The organism is Streptomyces sp. NPDC057939 (assembly GCF_042887545.1).
In the GTDB taxonomy this organism is placed as follows: Bacteria; Actinomycetota; Actinomycetes; order Streptomycetales; family Streptomycetaceae; genus Streptomyces.
Window position 1 is genome coordinate 359,628 of the sequence record NZ_JBHVPG010000003.1, and the last position, 22,654, is coordinate 382,281.

At 70.7% G+C, this 22,654-nt stretch carries 21 protein-coding genes and 1 pseudogene; 10 read left to right on the forward strand and 12 right to left on the reverse strand.

The features are described from left to right. Positions 1 to 7: 7 nt before the first annotated feature. From ACFVS6_RS05955 to ACFVS6_RS05995, 9 genes are all read right to left on the reverse strand, one after another. Positions 8 to 1,228: a sensor histidine kinase gene (locus tag ACFVS6_RS05955; protein ID WP_389701021.1), complete on the reverse strand. Its 1,221-nt coding sequence runs from the start codon at positions 1,226 to 1,228 to the stop codon at positions 8 to 10. 145 nt (positions 1,229 to 1,373) lie between these two features. Next, positions 1,374 to 2,744, reverse strand: coding sequence for an FtsX-like permease family protein (locus ACFVS6_RS05960; protein WP_389701137.1), 1,371 nt, complete (start codon positions 2,742 to 2,744; stop codon positions 1,374 to 1,376). 5 nt (positions 2,745 to 2,749) lie between these two features. Beyond that, positions 2,750 to 3,502: an ABC transporter ATP-binding protein gene (locus ACFVS6_RS05965; RefSeq protein ID WP_389701023.1), complete on the reverse strand. Its 753-nt coding sequence runs from the start codon at positions 3,500 to 3,502 to the stop codon at positions 2,750 to 2,752. Positions 3,503 to 3,738: 236 nt separating this feature from the next. Beyond that, on the reverse strand, positions 3,739 to 4,986 hold the full coding sequence (locus tag ACFVS6_RS05970) for a cytochrome P450 (RefSeq protein WP_389701024.1): 1,248 nt from the start codon (positions 4,984 to 4,986) through the stop codon (positions 3,739 to 3,741). Between the two features lie 161 nt (positions 4,987 to 5,147). Beyond that, the gene (locus tag ACFVS6_RS05975; RefSeq protein WP_389701026.1) at positions 5,148 to 5,579 is read right to left on the reverse strand and encodes an SsgA family sporulation/cell division regulator; all 432 of its coding nucleotides are present in this window, start codon (positions 5,577 to 5,579) and stop codon (positions 5,148 to 5,150) included. A gap of 172 nt (positions 5,580 to 5,751) precedes the next feature. Continuing rightward, complete coding sequence (locus ACFVS6_RS05980) at positions 5,752 to 6,435, reverse strand: 2OG-Fe(II) oxygenase (RefSeq protein ID WP_389701028.1); 684 nt, start codon at positions 6,433 to 6,435, stop codon at positions 5,752 to 5,754. Positions 6,436 to 6,477: 42 nt separating this feature from the next. Then, a complete protein-coding gene (locus ACFVS6_RS05985; RefSeq protein ID WP_389701030.1) occupies positions 6,478 to 7,113 on the reverse strand; it encodes a 2OG-Fe(II) oxygenase in 636 nt (211 codons plus the stop codon). 165 nt (positions 7,114 to 7,278) lie between these two features. After that, positions 7,279 to 8,499 carry an SH3 domain-containing protein gene (locus ACFVS6_RS05990; protein ID WP_389701032.1) on the reverse strand — a complete coding sequence of 407 codons (1,221 nt, stop codon included), beginning with the start codon at positions 8,497 to 8,499 and terminating at the stop codon, positions 7,279 to 7,281. 793 nt (positions 8,500 to 9,292) lie between these two features. Beyond that, on the reverse strand, positions 9,293 to 9,583 hold the full coding sequence (locus ACFVS6_RS05995) for a hypothetical protein (protein ID WP_389701034.1): 291 nt from the start codon (positions 9,581 to 9,583) through the stop codon (positions 9,293 to 9,295). 1,236 nt (positions 9,584 to 10,819) lie between these two features. Between ACFVS6_RS05995 and ACFVS6_RS06000 the strand changes: the two genes are divergently transcribed. Continuing rightward, positions 10,820 to 11,773: an AraC family transcriptional regulator gene (locus tag ACFVS6_RS06000; protein WP_389701036.1), complete on the forward strand. Its 954-nt coding sequence runs from the start codon at positions 10,820 to 10,822 to the stop codon at positions 11,771 to 11,773. Between the two features lie 64 nt (positions 11,774 to 11,837). Here ACFVS6_RS06000 and ACFVS6_RS06005 read toward each other — a convergent pair whose 3' ends face one another. Then, positions 11,838 to 12,764: a helix-turn-helix domain-containing protein gene (locus tag ACFVS6_RS06005; protein WP_389701037.1), complete on the reverse strand. Its 927-nt coding sequence runs from the start codon at positions 12,762 to 12,764 to the stop codon at positions 11,838 to 11,840. Positions 12,765 to 13,509: 745 nt separating this feature from the next. Then, a complete protein-coding gene (locus ACFVS6_RS06010) occupies positions 13,510 to 14,058 on the reverse strand; it encodes a hypothetical protein (protein ID WP_389701039.1) in 549 nt (182 codons plus the stop codon). A 21-nt stretch (positions 14,059 to 14,079) separates the two neighbouring features. Between ACFVS6_RS06010 and ACFVS6_RS06015 the strand changes: the two are divergent. From ACFVS6_RS06015 to ACFVS6_RS06030, 4 genes and pseudogenes are all read left to right on the forward strand, one after another. Further along, positions 14,080 to 14,578 (forward strand): annotated as a pseudogene (locus tag ACFVS6_RS06015) (IS5 family transposase); the annotation flags it as partial. A gap of 42 nt (positions 14,579 to 14,620) precedes the next feature. Further along, on the forward strand, positions 14,621 to 14,800 hold the full coding sequence (locus ACFVS6_RS06020; RefSeq protein ID WP_389701041.1) for a hypothetical protein: 180 nt from the start codon (positions 14,621 to 14,623) through the stop codon (positions 14,798 to 14,800). A gap of 87 nt (positions 14,801 to 14,887) precedes the next feature. After that, positions 14,888 to 15,619: a hypothetical protein gene (locus ACFVS6_RS06025; RefSeq protein ID WP_389701043.1), complete on the forward strand. Its 732-nt coding sequence runs from the start codon at positions 14,888 to 14,890 to the stop codon at positions 15,617 to 15,619. A 223-nt stretch (positions 15,620 to 15,842) separates the two neighbouring features. Next, positions 15,843 to 16,877 carry a hypothetical protein gene (locus ACFVS6_RS06030; protein WP_389701044.1) on the forward strand — a complete coding sequence of 345 codons (1,035 nt, stop codon included), beginning with the start codon at positions 15,843 to 15,845 and terminating at the stop codon, positions 16,875 to 16,877. A 362-nt stretch (positions 16,878 to 17,239) separates the two neighbouring features. On the opposite strand, the gene ACFVS6_RS06035 is transcribed toward ACFVS6_RS06030, so the two are convergent. Continuing rightward, a complete protein-coding gene (locus ACFVS6_RS06035) occupies positions 17,240 to 17,686 on the reverse strand; it encodes a MarR family winged helix-turn-helix transcriptional regulator (protein ID WP_389701046.1) in 447 nt (148 codons plus the stop codon). 107 nt (positions 17,687 to 17,793) lie between these two features. Here ACFVS6_RS06035 and ACFVS6_RS06040 point away from each other — a divergent pair, with 107 nt between their 5' ends. The 5 genes from ACFVS6_RS06040 to ACFVS6_RS06060 all read left to right on the forward strand — a co-directional run bounded on the left by ACFVS6_RS06040 (position 17,794) and on the right by ACFVS6_RS06060 (position 22,619). After that, positions 17,794 to 18,768 (forward strand): alpha/beta hydrolase, encoded by a 975-nt coding sequence (locus ACFVS6_RS06040; protein WP_389701048.1) that lies wholly within the window; start codon positions 17,794 to 17,796, stop codon positions 18,766 to 18,768. 142 nt (positions 18,769 to 18,910) lie between these two features. Beyond that, entirely contained in the window at positions 18,911 to 19,231 is a 321-nt protein-coding gene (locus ACFVS6_RS06045; protein ID WP_389701050.1) for a hypothetical protein, read from the forward strand. Continuing rightward, positions 19,204 to 19,755, forward strand: a complete 552-nt coding sequence (locus ACFVS6_RS06050) for a YbhB/YbcL family Raf kinase inhibitor-like protein (protein ID WP_389701052.1) — start codon at positions 19,204 to 19,206, stop codon at positions 19,753 to 19,755. The genes ACFVS6_RS06045 and ACFVS6_RS06050 overlap by 28 nt, the downstream gene beginning before the upstream one ends. A gap of 364 nt (positions 19,756 to 20,119) precedes the next feature. Beyond that, positions 20,120 to 21,910: an FUSC family protein gene (locus tag ACFVS6_RS06055; protein WP_389701053.1), complete on the forward strand. Its 1,791-nt coding sequence runs from the start codon at positions 20,120 to 20,122 to the stop codon at positions 21,908 to 21,910. Between the two features lie 262 nt (positions 21,911 to 22,172). Beyond that, positions 22,173 to 22,619, forward strand: a complete 447-nt coding sequence (locus tag ACFVS6_RS06060) for an SRPBCC family protein (protein ID WP_389701055.1) — start codon at positions 22,173 to 22,175, stop codon at positions 22,617 to 22,619. Positions 22,620 to 22,654: the final 35 nt, after the last annotated feature.

The following is a 22,654-nucleotide window of genomic DNA, read 5'->3' on the forward strand; positions in this document are numbered from 1 at the left end:
TCCGTCGTCACAGGTGCGTCGGCAGCTCGGCGGTGACCGTGGTGGGCCCGCCCGGTGGGCTGTCGACCCGCAGGACGCCGTCGACCGCCGCGAGCCGCTCGGCCAGACCGGTGAGCCCGGTGCCGCCGCCGAGCGCCGCACCACCGCGGCCGTCATCGCGCACCATCAAGCGGATGCGGCCGTCGGCCGTGCTCGCCGTGAGCTCGGCCGAGCGGGCACCGCTGTGCTTGGCGACGTTGGTGAGGAGCTCGGCGGCGCAGAAGTAGATGGCCCGTTCGACCACTTGATGAGGGCGTTCCCGCAGGTCCAGGCGCATGGTGACCGGCACCGGCGAGGTGGCGGAGAGGCCGGGCAGCGCTTGGTCCAGGCCACCGTCCAGCGTCACCGGGTGCAGGCCCTGGGTGAGTCGTCGCAGCTCGGCGATGGTTTCGTCGGTTTGGCTGCAGGCCCGGCCCACCAGGGTGCGCAGCCGTTCGAGGTTCGGGCCGGCGGGATCGAGCGCGTCCTCGGTCAGCGCGAGCGTGATCGCCAGGGCGACCAGCCGGGCCTGGGTGCCGTCGTGCAGGTCACGCTCCAGGCGGCGGAGCTGCTCGGCGCCATCCGCGAGCAGGACGGTACGCGCGGTCTCCAACTCCCTGACACGCCGCTGGGCGCGGGCGGGGCCGAGCAGTAGCCGGGCGAGCCACCGGTTCGCCCGGCTCAGCACCCGGACCGCACCGGGAACCGCGGACAGGAGGACCGAGCCCAGCAGAACGGAAGCGGCAGCCATCGAAGCGGACGGCCCTGGGGCCGGGTCCAGTAGGCGCGCCCAGAGCGGAAAGCCGATCAGCCAGCCACAGCCGAGGGGAAGCGCCACGGCGGCGGCGAACCCGAGCACGCCCAGCGGCAACCGCAGCACCAGGTAGAGCAACGTCCGCCAAGCGACCGGGTCGGTCAGCACGACACGGCCGCGGGCGATCACACCCGCCGGGCGGGGCAATCTGGCCGGCGCCTCGATGGACTCCCTGAGCAACCGGCCGACCAGCCACCGGTGCAGGGTGCCGAAACCACGCACGCCCAGTAGTGCGGCGACCACGAACGGCAGGCCGAGCACGGTGAGCGAGAGCAGAGCACCCACGTACACGACGGCGAGCGCGTACACGCTGCCGAGCAGGGCGAGCGGCAGCCCGACAACGGCGAAGGCCCATTCGCGGCCCCGAACGGAGAAGTACCGTCGTTGCCCAGCCACCTCCACCCCGGGCACCTCGGCCGGCCGGCCAAGGGCGAGGGACGGCGCCGACCCGGCGGGCGGCGCGCTCGTCACGGCCCGAGGGCCCGGGTGGGTGGGCGTCCGTTCGCCGGCCGCACCCTCGCGAACCGGCTCGCCGCTCCGTTCAGTCACGGCCACCGCCCACCAACTCCGCCGCCGGACCACGAACCGCTCGAAGGCCCGTGACCAGAATGCTCGGCATGGTCAGCGCCACCGCGCCCGCGACGATCCAGCCGCAGGATGCCATTGGCACGGAGGGCATCGCCGAGCCGGTCACCGCTGTGCTGAACGCCGCCGACGCGGCTCCCGCGACCGCTGAGCCGAGCAGCACCGCCACCGCCGAGGTCAGTCCCGCCTCCGCGGTCAGCATGCGCAGAAGCTGCGACCGGGTCGCGCCGACGAGTCGCAGCAGGGCGAACTCGCGGCGGCGGTCGGCGGTCACGGCGATCAGCGTGTTGACGGTGGAGACGGCGGCGAAGCAGGTCAGCAGTGCCAACTCGGCCTGGCGCAACCAGACATCCGTGGCGGATGTGACGCTGGTACCTGTCGCGCCCGTTGCGTGCTCGGCAGTGCTCGTCATGATCATCATGGTGCCGCAAAGGCCCACGAGCAGCGCGATCGGTACCACGGCGGACGACAGCCGCCGCGCGTACCCGCGCAGGTTGGCGTCGGCCAGCCACCCCGTACCGGGCATCAGGGCCCGTATCGGCGCGCCCAACGCGGCCGCCAGGACGCGCGCCGCGAGCGGCCCAGCCAGGGCCACCGCGATCAGCAGCACCAGCGAACCGAGCAATGCTGCCTGCCCTGCCTTGTCCAGCTGCTCCGCCGGCCGCGTCGCGGCCAGTCGCAGCAGTAGGCCGCCGCCCACCAACGCGACGATCGCGGCCAGCAGCCGCAGCGCGCCCGTCCGTCCGTGCTCGGTCGAGGTCGCGGTCAGGGCGACCGCGGGAGCGATCCGGGAGATCCGGCTCGCCGCGACGGCCGACGCCGCCAGGCCGACGGCGAGCACGGCCACCAGCGCGATCAGCATCGGCACCGGTGTCCCCGGCACCCGCAGGCCCGACGCCGCCATCCCTCGCCGCTGCAGTTCGGTGAGGACGATACGGGCCGCCCCCGCGCCGGCGACCCAACCCGGCACGGTCATCAGCAAGGTGGCCGCGACGACCTGGCCACGGACCAGCCGCCGTGCCTGACGGGGCGTCGCCGCGATGGTGCGCAGTAGGGCCAGCTCGCGGTGCTGTTGACGGATGGCGAAGCCCAACGCGTTGACCACGACGAAGAACGCGACCAGAACGGAAATCTCACCGAAGGCGCCGGCGATCACCATCAGACCGGGCCCTACGACCCCCTTCCGGACGGCCGCAGGAGCGGTGACCTCGGTGGCGAACAAGGTGCCGAACAGCGTCAGGGTGGCGATGGCGAGGAAGAGCGCGACCGCCAGACCGACGAAAGCGGCCGGACTCCGGCGCATCTGCCCCAGGGCGATCGAGGTCATCGTGCTCACCCGCCCAGACGGCTCAGGCGCGCGCCGATCACGGCGGCGGAGGGCCGGTCCAACTCGTCGACCACCAGGCCGTCGGCGAGCAACAGCACCCGATCCGCGTACCCGGCGGCGACCGGATCGTGGGTCACCATCACGCAGGTTCGGCCGTACCGGTCCACATCGGCACGCAGCAGGGCGAGTATCTCGTGGCCTGTGGCCCGGTCCAGTGCGCCCGTCGGCTCGTCGGCGAAAAGCACCTGAGGGCTGGAGACCATTGCTCGGGCGATCGCCACCCGCTGCTGCTGCCCGCCGGACAGCTGCCCGGGCCGGTGCCGCTCACGCCCGGCCAGCCCCACCCGGGCGAGCGCGTCCAACACCCGACCGCGCTCAGGCCGCTCGCCGGCCAGCCGGCCGGGCAGCTCGACGTTCTGCGCGACCGTCATCGCCGGCATCAGGTTGAAGGCCTGGAACACGAACCCGACCCGGCTCCGCCGCAGTTCCGCCAGCCGCCGCTCGGGCAGCCGGGACACCTCGGTACCGCCCCACCACACGGAGCCCCGAGTGGGCCGGTCCATCCCCGCGAGGCAGTGCAGCAAGGTGGTCTTGCCGGAACCCGACGGCCCCATCACTGCCGTGAACGTCCCGGGTGCGAGGTCCACCGACACCCCCCGCAACGCCCGTACCACTGCGGTGCCGCGCCCGTACTCACGGTGCAGGTCCTGCGCCCGCGCGGCGGTTCCCGCACCGATCCCTGTCACTGTTTCAGCCATGACCTCATCCTCGGCGGGCGGGGCGCGGCTATCGATCGTGCCTGCCCCCGATGTGGGGGTTCGGGAAACCGAACCCCCACATCGGGGGCAGGGGCGTCCACGGCGGTGCGACGGGTCATCCCGTGTCCACTGCCGTGTCCGTGGGCGTGGGAGCCGGGCAGGCCGTAGTGCTGGTACAGCCTGCGCTCCTCATCGACGTCCAGGTGCCGGTCGGCGTCGACGCGCGAGGCGTCTTGTCACGGCAGGTTGAGTTCGAAGCGGCTGCGGGGGAGCGTCGGTATCCGGGACAGGGGAATGGTCAGGTCCTGCTCGGGAACGTCGAAGTCGAGCTGCGCCAGCTCCGTGACGACGGACGCGAGCACCGCGACGGTGATCTCCTCGCCGGGGCGGCGATGGCCCCTGGCCGGGTCCGCGCCGACCTGGGGCACGAGGTGGTCCAGCGGGCTGTTCGTGCTGATGAATCGCTGCGGATCGAAGCGGTAGGGGTGTTCCCACAGGGCGGGGTCGTGGTTCTGTCCGTACAGGTCGAGCAGGACCACGGTCCCCTTCGGCAGGTGCTCGCCCCGCCAGGTCAGATCCTGCGCCGCCACGCCGCCGACGAACGGGGCGAACGGGTAGAAGCGCCGGACCTCGTGCGCGAACGCCACCGCGTGGGCGCCCCGGGCGTCGGACCGCAGCAGCTCCCGGTGCTCGGGCCACCGGTGCAGCGCATGCGCGGCGAACGTGGCGAACCAGGCGACGGCGACGGTGGGTCGTACGAGGTCCAGCAACTCGACCGCCGCGGTGCGCAGGTCCAGGAGCCGCCCCTCCGTGCCGCGGTACCAGGCGACCGTCTCCAGGGCCGATCGCTTGGTGACGGCCTCCGGCTGGGTCCCGCGCACGTGCGCGATCAGGTCGGCGAGAGCCTTCTCCTGCCGGCTGCGGGCACGGCGGGCGCGCAGATGGCGGGGTCCGGGAACGGCGAAGCCGTCGACCATGGCCGTGCAGTCGCGTGCCATCTCCGAGGCCGCCGATTCGGTCAGGGGGAGCCCTGCCCAGTCGCACACCGCCTGAGCGAGGACCTCGGCGATCAAGTCGAAGAGCACCACCCGGTCCTGCTGCCGGCCCGCCACCGCCTCGCGCCACCGCCAGCCGACGTGCCCGGCGAGAGTGGCGGCGCCGGCCCCGTCCCCCAGGAGGGTGGCGAACATCGCCGTGCGGGCCCGGTGCGCGTCGTCGTCCGGAGCGGGCGAGGCGGCCCGCCCGTACCAGGTGTCGACAACGGGGCTCGGCAGGGCGGTAGTTCGTACGACGTGGCGCCGGTCGTAGAAGAACCGGGCCGCGCCCGGCCCGCCCAGGGCGACGACCGGGCGACCCAGCAACCGGGTCCTGACCACGCCCGCGGACTCCCGGCGAATCCGGCCGGGCAGCCACGCGTACCCGTGCGTCAGGAGGCCGAGGGAGCTGTCGTTCCACGGGACCGCGGGATTCCTGGAGGAGGTCATGCGACGCGGCTACCCGACGGGATGTGCGTCACACCCCTCATCCGCCCGTCGAAGCCGAGTGCAGAGTCCGGAGCAGGGTGAGGCCCCGACCATGTGCGCCTGAGCGTTCCACTCGGCCCCGGTGAGCACCGAAGTGGTCCTCGGAGGCTTGCGTCGGTGACTCAGTGGGCCAGGAGTTCGTGGATGGGTGTCCAGTCCAGGTGGTCCTCCTCGGTGCCCGGCGGGACGAGGGTGAAGGTGTTCTGCAGCCAAGCGCTCAGTTGGTCCCGGTCGAGGCTGAGGAGGGCGTGGCCGGGTGAGGGGCCGAGGCGCAGCCACAGTCGGCTGTCGATCGGATCGGGCCAGCCGATGATGTCGCCGCTGCCGGTGAGTGTCCGGGTGGCGGCGGCCAGTACGTCGCGCCCGAGCATCCAGGTGACGTCGTCGCCTTGGGGGCAGTGGAAGACGGCGTGGACGCACAGGGGGTCGCTTCGGCGGTAGGCGAAGGTCACCGGGATCGCCAGCGGCGCAGCCCGTTGGGGGAGGTACTGGCGGGCGAGGGTGGACCAGCGGGCATCGCGGCGGGCCGAGCCCGAGCGAGAAGTGGCGTCCACAAGATCCAATCTTGGTCAACGGTGGGGCGGGCGACGCTCCCCGTGTGCCCCCGAAACACGCTGCGACGCCCCCGCGGCTGTGGGCCGACCGGGTGGAAACCGGCCGCGCCCCGACTTCAGGGGCAGTGGCCTCCGGGACGCCGCCGCGGCCGACGGGAACGTAGCTGCCGACCTATCCCGCAGGCAACCGGGTCAGCCGGCCGTTGATGGCGAAGCGACTGTCCTCGCGCCGCCTGCTCGGGCAGGTAACCGGCCGAACCTCGTGCCGGGCGGAGGGACGGAAGAACAGGATGCTGTCGTGCTCGGGCGGGTAGTCCGTCCAACTGCGATCCTCCCAGGCCGTGGAACGCCCGTCCGGCCGGACCGGAGTCGCACCGTCGTACACCCGCAGCGCGCCGCCCTCGAACGGGCGGGGCGTGCGGTGCAGGTAGTACACGAAGGTCACCGCGCGCAGGGGATGGAACGTGTCCCACGAGTCCTGGTGCGGGACGAGGAACTCGCCGTCCGAATGGACGTTCAGGCTGTGGCGGGGCTCGGTGTCCCGGCATGACACGCCCAGTGCCCCTTCGACGCCGGGCAGCAGTTCGTGGACTGCTGCGACGAGCTCCGGCAGGGCGAAGCCGAAGTCCTCGTGGGACCGGCGTACTTCGCGCCGCACCTCCTGGGCGTGTCCGACCGTGGCCGGGACGAGTGGGCCACCGGCGGTGGCGATGGCGCGTTCGAGCAACCGGGCCGACACCCGCGGCCCGAGGAGGTTGCGAACCTGGCACACCGGCGTGGGCAGACGCCACATCGCGTCCGGGCCGATCGGGGAAGGGTCGAGGAGCCCGGTGGGCGTGGTGGGGGATTCCTGCATCTCTCCTGCTCCGTGGGAACGCGGACGTGAGGGTGCCCCCGGTCAGTCGGAGGAAGGAGTGCACAGCCAGCCGTTGACGGCGAAGCGGCTGTCGCGGGGGTCCCCGCTGGGGCAGCTGAGGGTGCGCACCTCGTGCCACCGATCGGGTCGGAAGAACACGATGCTGTCGTGGTCCGGGCCCCAGTCCTGCCAAGCCCGGTCCTCCCAGGCCAGGGGGCGTCCGTCGGCGTGCAGCAGGGTCGCTCCGTCGTACACGCGCAGCGCGCCGCCTTCGAAGGGGCGAGGCGTGCGGTGCACGTAGTACACGAAGGTCAGGCGGCGCCTGGAGGCAAAGTCCAGGGCCCCGACGTCCTGGTGGGCGCGGTAGAAGTCGCCGTCGTTGTGCACGTTCAGGCCGTAGGAGAACTCGCTGTTCGGGCATGAGATGCCGAGGGCCTGTTCCACGGACGGCAGGACCTCGTTGATGGCGGCGAGCAGTTCGGGGGCGGTGAAGGCGCCGTCCGATCGGGACCGGCGGAAGGCGGGCACGACCTCGCCGTCCCGGATGGTCGAGGCCTTCATGGTGCGGTCGGCGGTAACCATGGCCCGCTCCAGGATCCGGCCGGCACGCTCGGATCCGAGCAGGTCGGTGATGCGGCAGACCGAGGTGGGCAGGCGCCATACGGCGTCCCTGTGCACCGCGGAGCCGCGTCCGGGTGACGGTGCACCGTCAGGGGTGGTGACAAGGGTGGCCGCTGTCCGGGTCGTCATTGCAGTTCTGCCTCGGGTGGTTGTCGAATCGGGTGCGCCGCGGGCGGCGGGACCACCCCGAAGCACGAGGTGGTCCCGACGCCCGTCACCGGTTCAGGAGCAGTACGGGACAGGGGCCTTGTCGATCACGTACCTGGCCGGGACCCAGCCGCGGTTCTCGGGCAGCCGGTACCAGATCGCGTTGTCGCCGACCTTCTGGCCGTTCACCTTGCACTGGAGTGCGACCACGGAGCCGGGCTGGAGCTTGCCCAACGCCTTGTGCGAGGTGCCCGGGCCGGAGCGGATGACCAGTGGTTCCTTCGAGACCACCTTCCCCCTGCCCTTGTGGTGGTCCTTCGAGCAGTCACAGGTGCCCGGATCACCCTTGGGGCCGGCCGGACCGGTGGCTCCGGGCGCGCCCGGAGCACCGGAAGCACCCGGTGTGCCCGGCGTACCGGGCAGTCCGTTCGTGCCGTCGGCGCCGGCAGGACCGGGTGCGCCGTCGTTGCCGGGAGGCCCGACGGGGCCGGGCAGACCCGGCAGTCCGTCCTTGCCGTTCACTCCTGCCGGACCCGGCGCTCCGTCCTGGCCCGGCGCGCCGTTGGTGCCGTCCGTACCGGGGAGGCCGGGGCTGCCCGTGTCCCCCTTCGCACCCGGTGTGCCCGGCAGTCCGTCCTTGCCGTCGGTTCCGGCAGGGCCCGGTGCGCCGTCGTTACCGGGAGGCCCGACGGGACCGCTGGGACCGGGAGGACCGGGCTGGCCCGGCAGTCCCGGCGCGCCGTTGGTGCCGTCCGAACCCGGCACCCCGGGGTCACCCGTGTCCCCCTTTTCGCCCGGGGGCCCCGGCGGGCCCGGTACCGGGGTCGCCACGGCGAACGAGACCGGAGTGTCCGGGTAGCCGGAGTCGATCGCCCACTCGCCGTTCTCCAGCGTCACCCCGTCCGGTGCGCCCGCGTCCACCGTCAGGTTCACGGACAGCCGGGTGCGTGAATTCGCCGGGAAGGCGGGCTCGTTCCCGACCACGGCAGTGCACGTCAGCAGCCGGTTCGCGTTCGAAAGCGAACAGGGCATGGCGCCGACAACGCCATTGACGTAGTACTGATTCCCGGCGAACGTCGTTTGGTCGGGTGCCGTCACCCGGAACGCCGTGATGGAGGCGTCCCCCACTCCGTTCGTACCGATGACGGTGGCCTGGCCCGATTGGCCGGGCTGGATCAACGGCACGTACGGCTGATCGAAACGCATGGTTGCAGCGTCGGCGAACGCCATTGGAGTGGCCATCGTTCCGGTGATGAGCGCGACCACCATCACCGCATACATCTGCCTTCGGGGCATGGCTCCTCTTCTTGTGTGGAAAGCCAGGTTCGGGCGTGCAGGCAGGCGCATGCGCGAAGCCCCGCGCGGTGAAGCACGGGCGTCGCGATGCGGGCCTCGGTCGCCCCACCGGGACCTCGCCCGCCGACTCGGATTGCGGAAGGCGCTGAATGGGCCCGAAGGCCCGTCCAGGAAGTCGGCGGATGCGTCTTTCGAAAAGCTCACCACATCGGTTGACCGGAGAGGGAGATCGACACCAACGCTCCTCTCCGAAGAGGGGCGAATTCGGTTACGTGCCATGTGTGTGAATCGGTATTCCCGTGGACTGAGTCGCTGTTCGGAAAGCGAAATCCAATCCCCGTGGGAGTGTACAAAACGCGAAAGCAGCGTACGGACGGGACGTGTGCCGTCAGGCGGGCCGGCAAGCCGGCGTTTCCGACACGGGCGGAGGGGCGCTGCCCCCCCACGCACACACGTCTCGACGGCGACCGAGCCGGAGGGTGACCGGCCCAGATCTGCCGGCCGAAGCCGTGATCGCCCGCCGGAACGCCCATAGCGGCTGCTCCGAGCCGCTCACCGCGCCGGCGCCCGCAACGCCGACGCGGAACCTTGCTGTCGTCGGTCGACGAGGGTGACAGGCTGCTTCCGACGCCGAAGCGGTCCCAGCAAATACAATTCCTCGAAAATATCGTCCCGGGTGTGATCCTGAAATGCGGCTTCGTCGACACACCAAATAACTCCTGGATAAAAGCAGATTCCGCGCGGCAGTCGCGGTACCAGGCTGCTGAACCGACCAAGACCACCGGGACGCCGGCTACCCGGATGTGCCACGTCGCGGTCCGCGCGTCCGTACGAGGGGTAAGTCGCTGCGTTCTTCGTCGTCGGTGAGTGCGTCTGCGCGCAGGCGGCGGTAGTGACGCAGGAGGTCGGACACCTGTTCTGGTGCGACGTCGATGGCGGCTACGAGTGCCGCCAGCAGTTCGGAGCGAGAGGTACGCTCACCGGCTGCCGCAGCCGCCCGGACCAGGAGGTTCAGCCTGCCGTCAATGTCCTCGGGCCAGAACACCGAGGTCTTGTAACGTTGCTGGTGGCTCAGCAACTCCATGGCGCCTCCTCGGTGACGGCCGGTATGGCGAGTGGGAATGGGGACTCGGGGCTCAAACGCTTCGCGTCCGTGCCGGCTGGCGGCGCCGACGTGCCGACGGCCTCCCTCACCGGAGGCCCGCGGTGACGCCGGCTTCCGCATGGCGCTCGTAGGCCGACGCCGAGGTCGTTCTCGCCGACCCGTTCGTCGGCCGCCGGGTGAGAGGCTGCCGGCGCTACGTGAACGGCATCCTCATCCGGGGGCTCGGGTGAGGTCGCCCTGGACCGCGAACGCCTCGCCGGGGCCGATGTTGATCAGCGCTGCCCGCGTGGGCGGTACTCGGGTGTTCCTTGCCGGCAGCGACGGCCCTTCGCGACCGGTCGGCGGGCACCGCGAACGCTCCCGCACCGGTGCCCGCCGACGCGATCACCGGCGCGATCGCCGGCGCGTCGGCGGAGCTCACCAGCGCCTGCTGCATGCCCAACTCTCCGTCCCGAGCCATCAATTACTCCGGTTCGTGCTGAGTGGATCGTCGACAACCCGCCTCCACACCCACTTCTCCAGGAGGTGACAGGGCGGGTCGTGAAGATCTATACAGAAGACCGGAGAGGAATTCCGTAGACACGCCGGCGAAATCTTCCGCCCGATGTCCGGAATCGACACTGACGGCTCCATCGGTGCGGAGGGCCGGCCGAGAGATCACTTTCCGGCCGAGGTGCGAACCCGTGCCGGCGGAAATCAGGATCGCGATGGATCGCCCACTCACAAGGGCAGATGGTCCCGTCGGACAGAAAACGAATCCCCGCACGTGGAATATTCGGCATTGTCGGCCGGATGTTCATTGCCCGGCAAGATTGTGGAGGATCTCATACCGCAACCGAAGCTCCGGGCCGCACCCATTCCCGCAATTTCGCTTCGGGTGCAGGTCCATCAGTTCGTGCTACCGCCCCCGCCGGCGGCCACCGCGGGCATGTTGCCTTCGGGGCCCCTGGGCATCGCCCGCGGGGCGATGCAGAACGCCTTCGGCAGGCCGGCGGCCTGCGAACCCCATCGCCCCGCCCTCACCCGCCATCACGGACTGGCCCGAGGGGAACGGCCCTTTGGCGACCGGACGTGCAGCCGCGAAGGCCGCGACACGATCGTGTGAAAGACCGGCTGCCCGACCAGCATCCGTCCCGGTTTCCGCAACGATCGATGTATCCGGACCGAGCCTCACGGTCCGGTGAACCACCGAAGCGGACAACCAGTCAGGTCGGTATGGAACAGATCTTCTCCTATCGCGCGGACGAAATCGAAGGATTCCTCGCCCATTCGGGGTTCGAAAGTGCGCGCATCGAAAAATTTGAACCCGGTCAAGGCGCTCGGATCTCGCGCATCGATGCGGACGGCATGGTGTTCGACGAAGCGAAATACGGCTGTTCCTTCTTTTTCGAGTTCGATTCGATGCTCGGCGCGCTGGTGTCGGTGATCCACTCCGGAACGGTCGCCTATGAATGCGCCTCCGGAAAGGAAACGTACTGCGGAGGAGACGTCGCTTTCCTCGCCCCCGGATCGGGCCCGTACACCATGAACGTCCAGAGGCTGGAATTGATGGGCATCATTCTGGATCCCCGGCTGCTCCACGACACCGCTCCGGCGGGCTCCCGACACACCGGACGTCCCGTCCGCTTCACCTCGCCGAGGCCGCACTCCCCGGCCGCCGCACAGCTCGTACGAGCGGTCCTGCTGTTCGTGCGCGACGGCGTGCTCGCCAACCCCTTCGCTCGTCAGTCGCCCCTGATGACCTCGTCGGCGGCCCAAGCCCTCGCGACCGCTGTGTTGACGGCGTTCCCCAACGACGTCGCGGATGCCGAGCCGACCCTGACCGACACCCGGGACGGCAGCGGTGCGACATACCGGCGAGCGGTCCGCTACATCGAGGACAACGCCCACCGAGACCTGAGACTCGGCGACATCGCACGCCATGCGCGGGTGACCCCGCGCGCCCTGCACTACGCGTTCGCCCGGCACGGCGATTGCACGCTCCACCGTCACCTACGGCGCGTACGTCTGGAACGCGCTCACGCAGAGCTGAAGGCCGCGGATCCCGGCAAGGCGAGATCGGTCAAGGAAATTGCCGCGCGATGGGGATTCTCGAACTCCGGCCGGTTCGCCACCGCCTACAAGGACGCCTACGGAGTCAACCCGTCCACGACGCTGCGCTACTGGTGACCTCCCCGCCCGGCGGCCGATCCGCGGCGCCCGGTGCGGTCCGCAGGCAGCCTCAAGCTCCCTCTCACTCCTTGCGCAACGTGCCGCACGGGGACAGACCGTAGGCGTCGCGGTAGAACGCCGCGAAGCGACCCGCGTTCGAGAAACCCCACTTCGAGGCGATCTGGCCCACGGTGGCCAGGTGCGGGTCGGCACCCAGGAGATCCACATGCGCGTGGGCCAGGCGGACTTGACGCAGGTAACTCATCGGCGTCATCCCGGCATGCCGGACGAACGCGTACTGGACTGCCCGCGCGGAGACCTGCGCGGCCGCCGCGATCTCGGCGATCCCGATCGCACGATGGGCGTTGTCCTCGATGAACCGTGCCGCCCTCTGCCATGTCCTCCCGTACGACGGGCTCGTCCCCGCCGAAGGGGGGTCCTCACGTGGGAAGCCGTCCAGGATCGCGGCGGCCAGGTAGTCCGTCGCGGCCTTCGCCACCAGACGGTTGTCCAGGGCGCCCGCATCCGCCATACCGACCAGATGGGCGACGAGTGCGCAAAGACGGGCCTCCGCGTCACGGGAGACCGGATTGAACTCTCCCAGCGGGCATCCCGCGTCCTCATCGATTCCGGCAGCCCGGTTGATGATTGATGGATGCACCAGGACCGCCGTCTGTGCGTTCTGCGTGACGTTGCCCCGGAAGGACTCGCCAGGGCGACTCAACAACATGACGCTGCCCGGACCATGGGCCTCCATACCGGATCCACGGTGCATCGTGAAAACACCATGATGGACACTGACCAGGCAGAAGGACTCGAATCCATCGCAGGTGAATGAGAAGTCCGACGGCACCGTCAGACCGTCCAGACTCACGTCCGAGAAGACACGACGCACGAAGCTGAAACTACGACCGGTCTCCTCCCCGGACAGTCTGACCCGAGCGTATTGGCTCGTCAGAAAACTCTCCGCCTCGGGCAACCCGTCACCCTCGAAAATGATCTGCTTCAAGTAGTTCCATTCCTCGCCAACCGGCAACGAAGGCCCGCCAACCGCAAACCGGACCTGGGAAACGTCATTGTCGACGAGCCTCCAAGCGATTTCATGGGCATGCCCGACACTCCACGCACCCACGAGCGCAACGAGGGACAGAAAACGCAGGCTCAGGCCACCCGCACCCACACGCGACGGACGTCCGCCCACCCCCCACCGCCCCCGCACCCGAGGACCCATCGGCCGAACGGGTGACGAATGGCCGATGGCAGGGCCCGATCCCACATGTCCATCGAATGGACGCACCTGCGCCGACCACCCCACCCGCGTCCCCGCCCGTCGGCTACGAGGCGGCCGGCCGGACCGGCTCGGCCCGCGATGGCCCTCTCGGGCATGCTGGGCCTGCCCAACCTGGACTCGGCCGCCTTCGCCGCTACGGCCGCGACCCGCTTCCCTGCGGCCCCGAACGCGGAGACCGAGAGATCCGCCACAGGACAGGCTGCTGACCGGAGTCGGGGTACGGCCGAATCCCGGTCTGTTCGGCATCAAGAACGGCTGGACCTCCCGGGCGGGCAACACCCAAGTCGTCGCCGCCGCACGACGCGCCGCCACCGTCCTTGTCGCGGCGGTCTTCGACCCCGGCTCCGGTGCCCCGCACGCCGTTCACGAGGAGGGCTCGTAAGTCCTGTCCGACAATTTCCGACGGAGGCAAGGAGGGCTCGTGCCAAGCCGGCCGGCCCCGGTGGAAGTTGTCGGGCAGGCCCTAATCCCAGCGGCTCGGATCGTGAACGGCTCGGGTCCACCGGGCCTCGAACTCTTCTCGGTCGATCACGAACGGCACCCACGTGGGGTCGTGGCGGTCCACCCACGGCGGGTTGAAGGGCCAGTCCTCCGGAGTGCTCCGGTAGGCCGTTCCGTCCTCGGTCAGCTCGACCTGGCGGAGTCGACGACCGTCGGGGCCGACTTCCATCAGGTAGACCATCGGATCGTCGTCCTCGTCCCACCGGCGGCTCAGGTACAGCAGGTGCCGGCCGGCCAAGGCGCCGAAGCCGGGCAGGCCACGCTGGGTGTCTCGTTGGGCTCGGGCTTCGGCCAGGCCGGGTGGTGTGGTCGGTCCGTCGATGTCGGCCTCGTCGAGTCCCCAGGTCTCGGCCTCCGCGCGGGTGGCCTCGGTGTGTACGACTTCCACGTCGGCGAAGGTCTCCAGCACCTCCTGTTCGGACCGGGCGTGGACCCACCACCAGGTGCCGCCCATGCCGTAGTCGTTCAGGACCAGGAAACGTGTCTTCGATCCAGCGTCGGAAGGGGTCACCCGCACACCCTAAGGCGCCCAATGATTGATCTTGCGGCGGGTCGAGGCGACTTGAGGGACGCGGGGTCGGGAGCTGGTGGCGCCCCTGGTGCCGCTGGTGGATGGGCGCGGACGTCCGTGGCAGGACCACCGTCAGGTCGTCAACGGCGTGCTGTGTCGTTTGCGGACCGGGACTCCATGGCGTGACCTGCCCGAGCGATACGGGCCCCGACAGCCGGCGTACGAGCGGTTCTGCCGAAGGGAATCGGACGGCACTTGGGCCCGCCTGCTCGAACACATCCAGGTCGGCGACGAGGCGGTGGGCCGCGCGGGAGTGGACCGTCTCGGTCGATTCCACGGCCAAACACGCCCACCAGCACGCCGTCTGCGCCCGCACAAGGGGGACGCGGACACGGACGAACTGGAAGATGCGGGCCGCTCGCAGGCGCGTCAGAGCCTCGATCGGTCCCGAGGCGGGCTGACCACGAAGGTCCACCTTGCCGTGGTGGGCCGGGGCCTGCCGCCGTCGATCGTACTCACGTGAGCCGCGACCGGCCCCACCCAGCACGCCCTCGACGCCCTGGTGCTGCTCTACCAGCTCGGGGAGTACCGGCGCCTCGACGACCTCGCCCCCGGCTGCCGGTGGCACCTCCTCGCCACCGAGGGACTGATGCCGCCGCCCATCCGCGAGTTGCTCCAGGACCTCATCAGCCGGAACGCGCCCGGCGCCGGGGCGGGGGTCGATGCCGGGCCGGCCTCGTAGGGTCGATGGAGCCGACCATGGGCGAGATCAGCATCGAGCGGCGGCAAGGTCTACGCTGAATCGATGACGGGATTCCCAGGTTTCGATGTGCTGTTCACCCGCTTGGCAGAGCACCGCGGGCTGCGCATCGATGAGTTGTCCCGCCTGTCGGCCGTCCCGGAAACTGAACTGCGGGCGGTGTTCGACGGTGCAGCGCCGGACCCGTCGTCGCTGCGACGGCTCGCGCCCGTCGTTCAGCTGCACACGGAGGATCTGCTCGTCATCGCTTCCGTTGACCTGCCGTTGGAGATGACGCCGCTCGACCCGCGCGCCGGAACATGGGTGGCCGGCCTCGCCAAACACGCCGCACAGCTGCCGCAGGAGGACCGTGACCGGTTGCGCCGGCTCGCGGCGTCGCTGCCACAGGAGGACCGCACACAGCCGGCCCCGGAGCCCCGCTCGTATCTGCAGTATCCGCCAGGTCCCGGGGGCCTGCTCATGCGTCTGCTCGCCAATCGGAACCTTGGGTGGGCCGCCGGAGCCATGACTTTCCTGTCCCTGACCGGCCGGTACTGGTCTCCGGCCACGTACGGGCAGGTCGGCCGCGGCTGCAAGGAACTGACCCCCGACCTCTTGGTCGACTACGCGGCCGTGCTCGGGATCCGCGCCGACGACCTGGCCGTACTGACCGGCATCGTCCTGCCCGACGGAACCGCGCCCCTGACTCAGGTCACGGCCGACGTGGCCCGACTCATCTGGGATGTCCGACGCCTGACCAACGATCAGGTGAAGCAGCTGGGGGACACCGCGAGGGGGATGCGGCGTCCTTCCGTGCCTTGATCGGACTTCCCTCCGTCGGCGTCCTGCCTCGGGCAGCTTGACTCCGCTGTCGGTTCACCAGGCGGGCCCCGACACAGCAACGCCACCGTGACCGGCCGATGCGGACGGCCGGCACCTACCGCCATTACCGCAGGAGTAATCGACCCTGCCCCGGCGGACGGGCATGTTGGTCCCGCACGAGCGGCAACGGGCCGCATCGGGCGGGAACGGGACGAGGTACGGGATGTTCGCGGGGCGGCGTGGTGTGGTGGGAGTCGTGGTGGCGGCGGTCGTCGTGGGGGTGGCGACCTCAGCGGCGGCGCTGCCGGGCGGTGGGGAGGCCGCCGCCGGGGGCGACTGCCCGGAGGTGCGCGCCAAGGTCGAGCGACTGGAGGGCCGGATCACCCCGAACGCCTGCGCGTTCATGCGGCGCCAGATCGCCTTCGGTGAGCTGCCGACCGGCGTCCCGCCGGCCGTCGGGGACCTGAGTCACCCCCGGGTGAAGGCCTATCTCGACATCTTCGACGAGGAGGCCACCCTCTGGGAGGCGGGCAGCGCGCCCCAGCGCGGCCACACCGTGATCGGCACCTCCATCACCGGTTCCCTGCGGCTGGCACCCGGCCTGCGTTACCGGGGTACGGACGTGGTGGCCGACGGCGGTGTCATGATGTTCGGCCAGTGGAACGAGGTCACCCTGAAGGGGCACAAGGTGGCCTACCCGCAGATCGCGCGCAATGTCCTGGGGGACGACGGCAAGACCCTCCAGGCCCGCCGCTACTACGACCGCTACGCCCTGTTCCGGGACACGGTCCCGGAGCTGGCGCCCGAGGGCCTGTTCAACGGGATCGCGGACGCCGGCCGGGCTCCCTCCCGGGGCCCGGCGCCCGAGCGCTTGCGGGCCGCGGAGATCCCGGACCGCCTGGCGGCATGGAACGGGGAGGACGTCGACGCCCTGCTCGCCCGGATGGGGAACGCACGGCTGTCGGGGCCCGGGCTGGACGTTCCGCTGGCGACGAATGCCGGCAAGCGGGCCTACCTCCAGCGGTTCTTCGACACGGCGGACGTCCGCTTCAAGGCCGGCCAGGCCGCCTTCGGCAGGACCACCACCTACGTGGAGTGGCACGGCACGGTCTCCGGACCGAAGGGCAAGGACATCCCGTTCGGGATCGTGGAGCGCCTCGGCACGGGCGGTGAATGGGAGTTGTACTTCGACACCCTCCCGCTGGTCGCCAACCAGGTGGAGATCGGAGCGCTCTTCCAGAAGCTGGCCCAGCCTTAGCCTGCTCGGTGTCTTCCGACCTCGAACGGTGTCCCGGCCACATGGGGTGGTGTCGACCATCCTCCGGCGCAACGAGGAAGAATCCATCGCCCTCAGCGCGTTCCGGCCGACCGGCACCCCGCGACCTCCGAACCGTCGTTCGTGCCCGACTCCCGGCAGCGGCCGCCCCCCCCGGATGCGCGCGGAACTCCTCGCGTCAGAACTCAGCGCCTGGCGAGCGCGAGCGGACGCCGACCACGCCCACCCCGGGTCGCATCGACCCGGGGCCCGGTCCGCGTGCGCGGGTGGGCGGGGGGCGGCCTGCGCACGTGTCCCGGCATCGGGCGTCATGGCGCCGGCTGCCCGGGACGTGGTGCCGGCCTTCAGCCCGGCCGGCCCAGGTCCTGCGCCTCGAGGTTCGCGCGGAGGGCGGCCAGGGTGGTGGCGAGGCGCTTCAGGTCGGCGGCGGGGATCGAGCCGGTCAGTGAGGCGAGTGCGCTCTCCACCACGGGCCGGGCAGCCGTCAGCACTTCCTCGCCCTCGGGCGTGAGGCGCAGTACGGAGGAGCGGCGGTCCTGCGGGTGCGCGACGCGTACGCACCAGCCGGCGGCCACCAGACGGTCGACCGCCTTGCTGACGGCTCCCACGGTGATCGCCAGCTCTCCCACGATGTCGAGGACGCGGCACCCGTCGACCCGGTCGATGATCTGCAGGAACTCGAACTGGCCGAGTGTCAGACCGTGTTCGGCGCGCAGGCGGGAGCCGACCGCGTTGTAGAGGCGGGTCTCCGCCCGTACGAGATCGAGGAAGAGCGGAGTGAGGTGTCTCACAGAACCTCCGATAGATTCCTGGGAATCATCTTCCCTGGAATCCGGTTTGGATGAGCAGATGGATTCCTGGGAATCCATCCTTGCATCCCGACCCGATGGAGGCCACCATGTCCCGACAGCAGCGCGAAGCCCTGGACGCCCTGCTCCGCTCAGCCCCGCGCAGCGAGACCCCGCTGACCCCCGCCCAGCAGCGCGCCGCTTACGCCGCGGCCCTGACACGACCGGCGCCGGACGGTGTGACCACCCGCAGGACCGTCCTCGGCGGGCGGCCCGCGCTGGAGCTGGAACCGGCGGGATCGGCCGACCGCGGCCGTCTGCTGTTCTTCCACGGCGGCGGCTACGTCGTCGGCTCGCCGGACACCCATACCGGCCTGGCCGGCGAACTCGCCGCCCGCACCGGATTGCGGACGACATCGGTGGACTACCGCCTCGCCCCCGAACACGCATTCCCCGCGGCGGTCGACGACGGACTCGCCGCCTACCGCGACCTCCTGGCCGCCGGCGCGGACCCCCGCGACCTCGTCGTGGCCGGCGACTCGGCCGGCGGCGGCCTGAGCATCGCCACCCTCCTCGCCGCCCGGGAGGCTGGACTGCCGCAGCCGGCCGCCGTGGTCGTCTTCTCCCCGTGGGTCGACATGACCCTCTCCGGAGAGAGCATCCGCACCAAGGAGGATGCCGACCCGCTCTTCACCGAGGCCGACGTGCGCGCGTACGCCGACCTCTACATCGGCGCGGGCGACCGGAGCCACCCCCTCGCCAGCCCGGTGTTCGCCGACCTCGCCGGCCTGCCCCCGCTGCTCGTCCAGGTCGGGGCGAACGAGGTGCTGCTGGACGACGCGGTCCGCCTGGCCGGGCGCGCGGGCGCCGCCGATGTCGAGACCACCCTGGAGATCGGATCCGGCCTCCCGCACGTCTACCAGCTCCAGCACGGGCGGCTCGACGAGGCGGACGCCGCACTCGACCGCGCCGCCCGCTTCCTCGCCGGCCACCTCGGCCACCTCGGCCACCTCGACCACCTCGACCACCTCGACCACCTGGGCCGCCTGGACCACCTCGGCCGTCTCGACGTCCCGGTCTCCTGAAAGAGTGTTTCGTCCGGCCGGGGTGCTTGGAAACTCGGTCGCGGACGCTCCGTTCGGGTGATCCCGCGTGTCAGGATTCGTGCCGTGTGCGCGCCCAGGAAGCAGGTACACGCGTGGCTGTCCGAGCCACCAAGGAGGGGTGATGGAGATGTTCGCGGGGAGAACGGCACGGCTGGTGGTCGGCAACGACGACGAAGTGCCGTTGGATCTGATGCTGGAGCCCTGGGGTGAACTCCATCGGATCCTGCCGAAGGAGGAGTGCGTCGTTGTCACTCATTCCGCTGCGGGAGACGGATCGTGGCCCGGGACGCAGCTAGGGGACGAGCCGTTCCAGGTTGACCACCGGCGTGATTCGGTCACCGTCTGGGCCAACGGTCACTGCTTCCACCTTTTTGACCGGAGGGGCAACGAAATCGACCCGTACATCTATGGGGGATGCCCTGCACCGAGCCCGGCCGCCTGAAGGCGTTGTGTGTGGCCCAGGGTGTGGCAGTGAGCCGCTTTCGACGGAGTGGCGGAGGATGCCGCCATGAAGATGGCGAGCCGTCGTTCCAGGACGGTGGCTGGATCCCCGTCGAGCACTCGGTGGACGGGAGCGAGTCGCCGGTGCCGTTGGAGTTCGATGAGGTGCCGGCGGGCGCGGTGAGCCTGGCGCTGGTGGTGCGTGATCCGGATGTGCCGCGGGAGAGGCGACCGGACGGGAACTTCGACCACTGGGTGGTGTGGAACGTTCCCGCGGGGCGGCGTCGCCTGTCCGAAGTCGACGAGGCAGTGGGGGTGGTGGGGGTCACGACGAGGGGTACGAACACGTGGATCGGTCCGGCCCCGCCGCCCGGTGACGGCCCGCACCGGTACTACTTCACCCTCTACGCGCTCGACACCGACTTGGAACTGTTGCGCTCTGCGGGGCGTGCGGAGCTGGAAGCGGCCATGGAAGGTCATGTCCTGGAGCAGGCGGTGCTGATGGGCCGGTTCCAGAGGAGTTGAGAGGGTTTCAGGGCTGGGCCTGGCCGTCCGGGTTGTTCGCTCCGGTCGAGGGAAGCAGACCCGCGGCCGAAGCGGGACTGGTCAACGGGGTGACCGTGGGCCTGCCCCTGATGGTGGGCGTGGTGGCCGGTGATCCCGAGGCCGGGGCGCTGGTGTGCCTGGGCGCGTACGTGGCCGCGTTCACCAACAACGGCGGCCCCCGGAGGCAGCGGACGACGGGACTGGCGGTGGCGGGTGTTGTCAACGCGCTCGCGTTCTGGGCCGGAGAAGTGGCCGCGGGACTGTTCCCGCTCGCGCTCGCCCTGCTGGCGGGGCTGGTCTTCCTGCTGCCATGGGCGAGGCGGTGCACGGGACGGTGGGCCGCATGGGCACCATGCCGGCGACCGCCCTGCTGGCCGGAGCCGGCCAGGCTGCCTCCGGGCCCTCGGACGGCACAGTGCTGCGCGCCGCGCTTCTCGTACTGGTCGTTGGCCTCTGGTACGCCGCCGCCACCGGTCTGCTCACGCCTGCCCCGCGCCTGCGCAGCGTCCTGACGGCCGCAGCCGTGCCCTACCGGGAGGCCGGCCGACGCCTCGTCCGGATCGCCGCCGGCTCCGGCCGCGGTGACGGCGACCGTACGAGTGTGGTTCCCGCGTTGCGCAGGGCACAACAGACCGCTCTGGCACTGCATGGCCCGGGCGGCGACGAGGGCCTGGCGGCCCAGGTCGATCCACTGCTGCGCCAGGCGGCCCTGTCGGGCGACCTCACCGCGGCCCTGGCCCGGACCGGCCCCCCGCCACCAACCGTCCGAAGGCAGTTCACCACCGCCACCCAGGCGCTGGCCGACCACCTCTCCCATACCGCACGGAGGCTCGCCGCTCCGGGCCATGCGACCGCGCCGCCGGATACAGCCCGGGCGTTGAAGGAACTCGGCCTCGCCTGCGACGCCATGCGTTCACGGACGGCCCTCGGCCAGGAGCCGTACGCGATGCTCGCCGGAGCGGCGCGCCAACGCCGGCTTCTGGATCGCATCCACACCGCCGCGCTGACCGCGCACCGGCAAGCCGCTGCTCCGGCGGCAGCCGCTTCCACCCGAATCCACCAGGCCCCACCACCCAAGATCGGCTTCGACGCGGCACGCCTGCGCGCCGCGATGACCCTCGGCTCCCGCTCCTACCGCCACGCCCTGCGCGTCACTGCCGTCTGCGCCGCCGTCTTCATCCTCGTCACGGCCACGGGCCTTCCGCACGGCGAGTGGGCGACCTTGGCCGTCCTGCGCGTCCTGCGCCCCCAGTACGGCACCACCCTCGAACGCGCCGGACAACGCATCACCGGCAACCTGATCGGCGGCACCTGCGCCGCACTCCTCATCGCCGGCGTCAAGGACCCCACGGTTCTGGCCGTCCTGCTCTTCGCGATCATCAGCGCGGGCTTCACGCTCCGACCCGTCAACTACGCGTTCTGGGTCGTCTTCGGCACCCCCCTGGTCCTGCTCATCGGCGACGTCGCCCACCCCGGGGACCGGGCATCAGCCCTCGAACGCATCGCCATGACCGTCCTCGGCAGCGCCGCCGCGCTCCTGGGCGGCTACCTCCTGTGGCCCTCCTGGGACCACGACCGCCTCACCTCGCACACCACCCGGGCGACCCACGCCGCCGCCACCTACCTGGACGCGGCTCTTGAGTCGCTCACCAACCCCGAGGCGCCCGCCGCGGACCATGCCCGCCGAACAGCGGAAGACGCCCTCGCCAAGGCCCGGACCACATGGCACCACGCCGGAAGGAAACCCGGCCACGACGCCGAAGCCCTCGCGGTCGCCTCCGTCACGATCACCACGCCGGCCCCACTCATCGAGCACATCGGCGCTTTGACGGTCCACACCACACCGCGCGCCACGCTCATCCCCGACCTCGCCGACTACCGCACACACGCCCGCGAGGCCCTGACGGCACCACAGCCCGACGAACGGGACGCACACACACCGGCCCTGACCGACGCCCTCGACGATGTGTGCCTCTACCTCACACAGCTTCACGCCCAGCGCCTCGACGAGCTGACCACACACCAGAACGACGACACCCCGACACGCGGCGCACTCCGTGACAACGAACCCGTCATCGGACTCCTCACTGACATCGCGGCGTGCATCACGCGGATCACCCGCTCCGTGCGGTGAGAACACGCCCGAGGCGGTAGGAGCCGGCACTTCTCCAGCCCACCGCGCCGAGGTCCAGCGGACGGACCCGGCGGCGGCTTCGGCGGCGACGGCAGGTGCGGGTACGCACGGGCACCCACGAGGCGGAAGCCCGCCCGCCGTACCGTCGGGCACCCCACCCCACCGCACCCACCGCGGCCATCTGAGCGTCCGTTGGTGAAACCGGGCCTTCTGGGTATCCGCACGTCAACCGGATGCCCGTGCCAAGCAGAAGGAGAATCCCATGACGTCCTCCCTGATCGAAGCCGTCGACATCGAAGCCCCGGTCTCGGTGAGCTGGGCCCTGTGGCAGGACGTCGAGCGCTGGCCGTCCTTCCTCAGCCACGTCCAGCACGTCGAGCGGATCGACCCGACCACCTTCGCCTGGCAGGTCTCCCTGCCCGGTGCGGACAAGCAGTTCGTGGCCGAACTCACCGAAGTGATCGCCGAGGATCGGATCGCCTGGCGTACGACCCAGGGAGTGCACCACGCCGGCGTGGTCACCTTCCACCGTCTCGGCGAGACCCGGAGCCGCGTGACGCTTCAGATCGAGTACGACCCCAAGGGCTTCATCGAACATGTGGGCGCCCTCACCAACCTCGACTCGGTCCTGGCCAACTACGACCTGGGCCAATTCCAGGCGCTCGCCGAGCGCGACGCCGTCACTCTCCGATCTCTCACCGGAGAGTGACGACGGACCGAAAGGTCCTCAACCGGGCGCCGGCC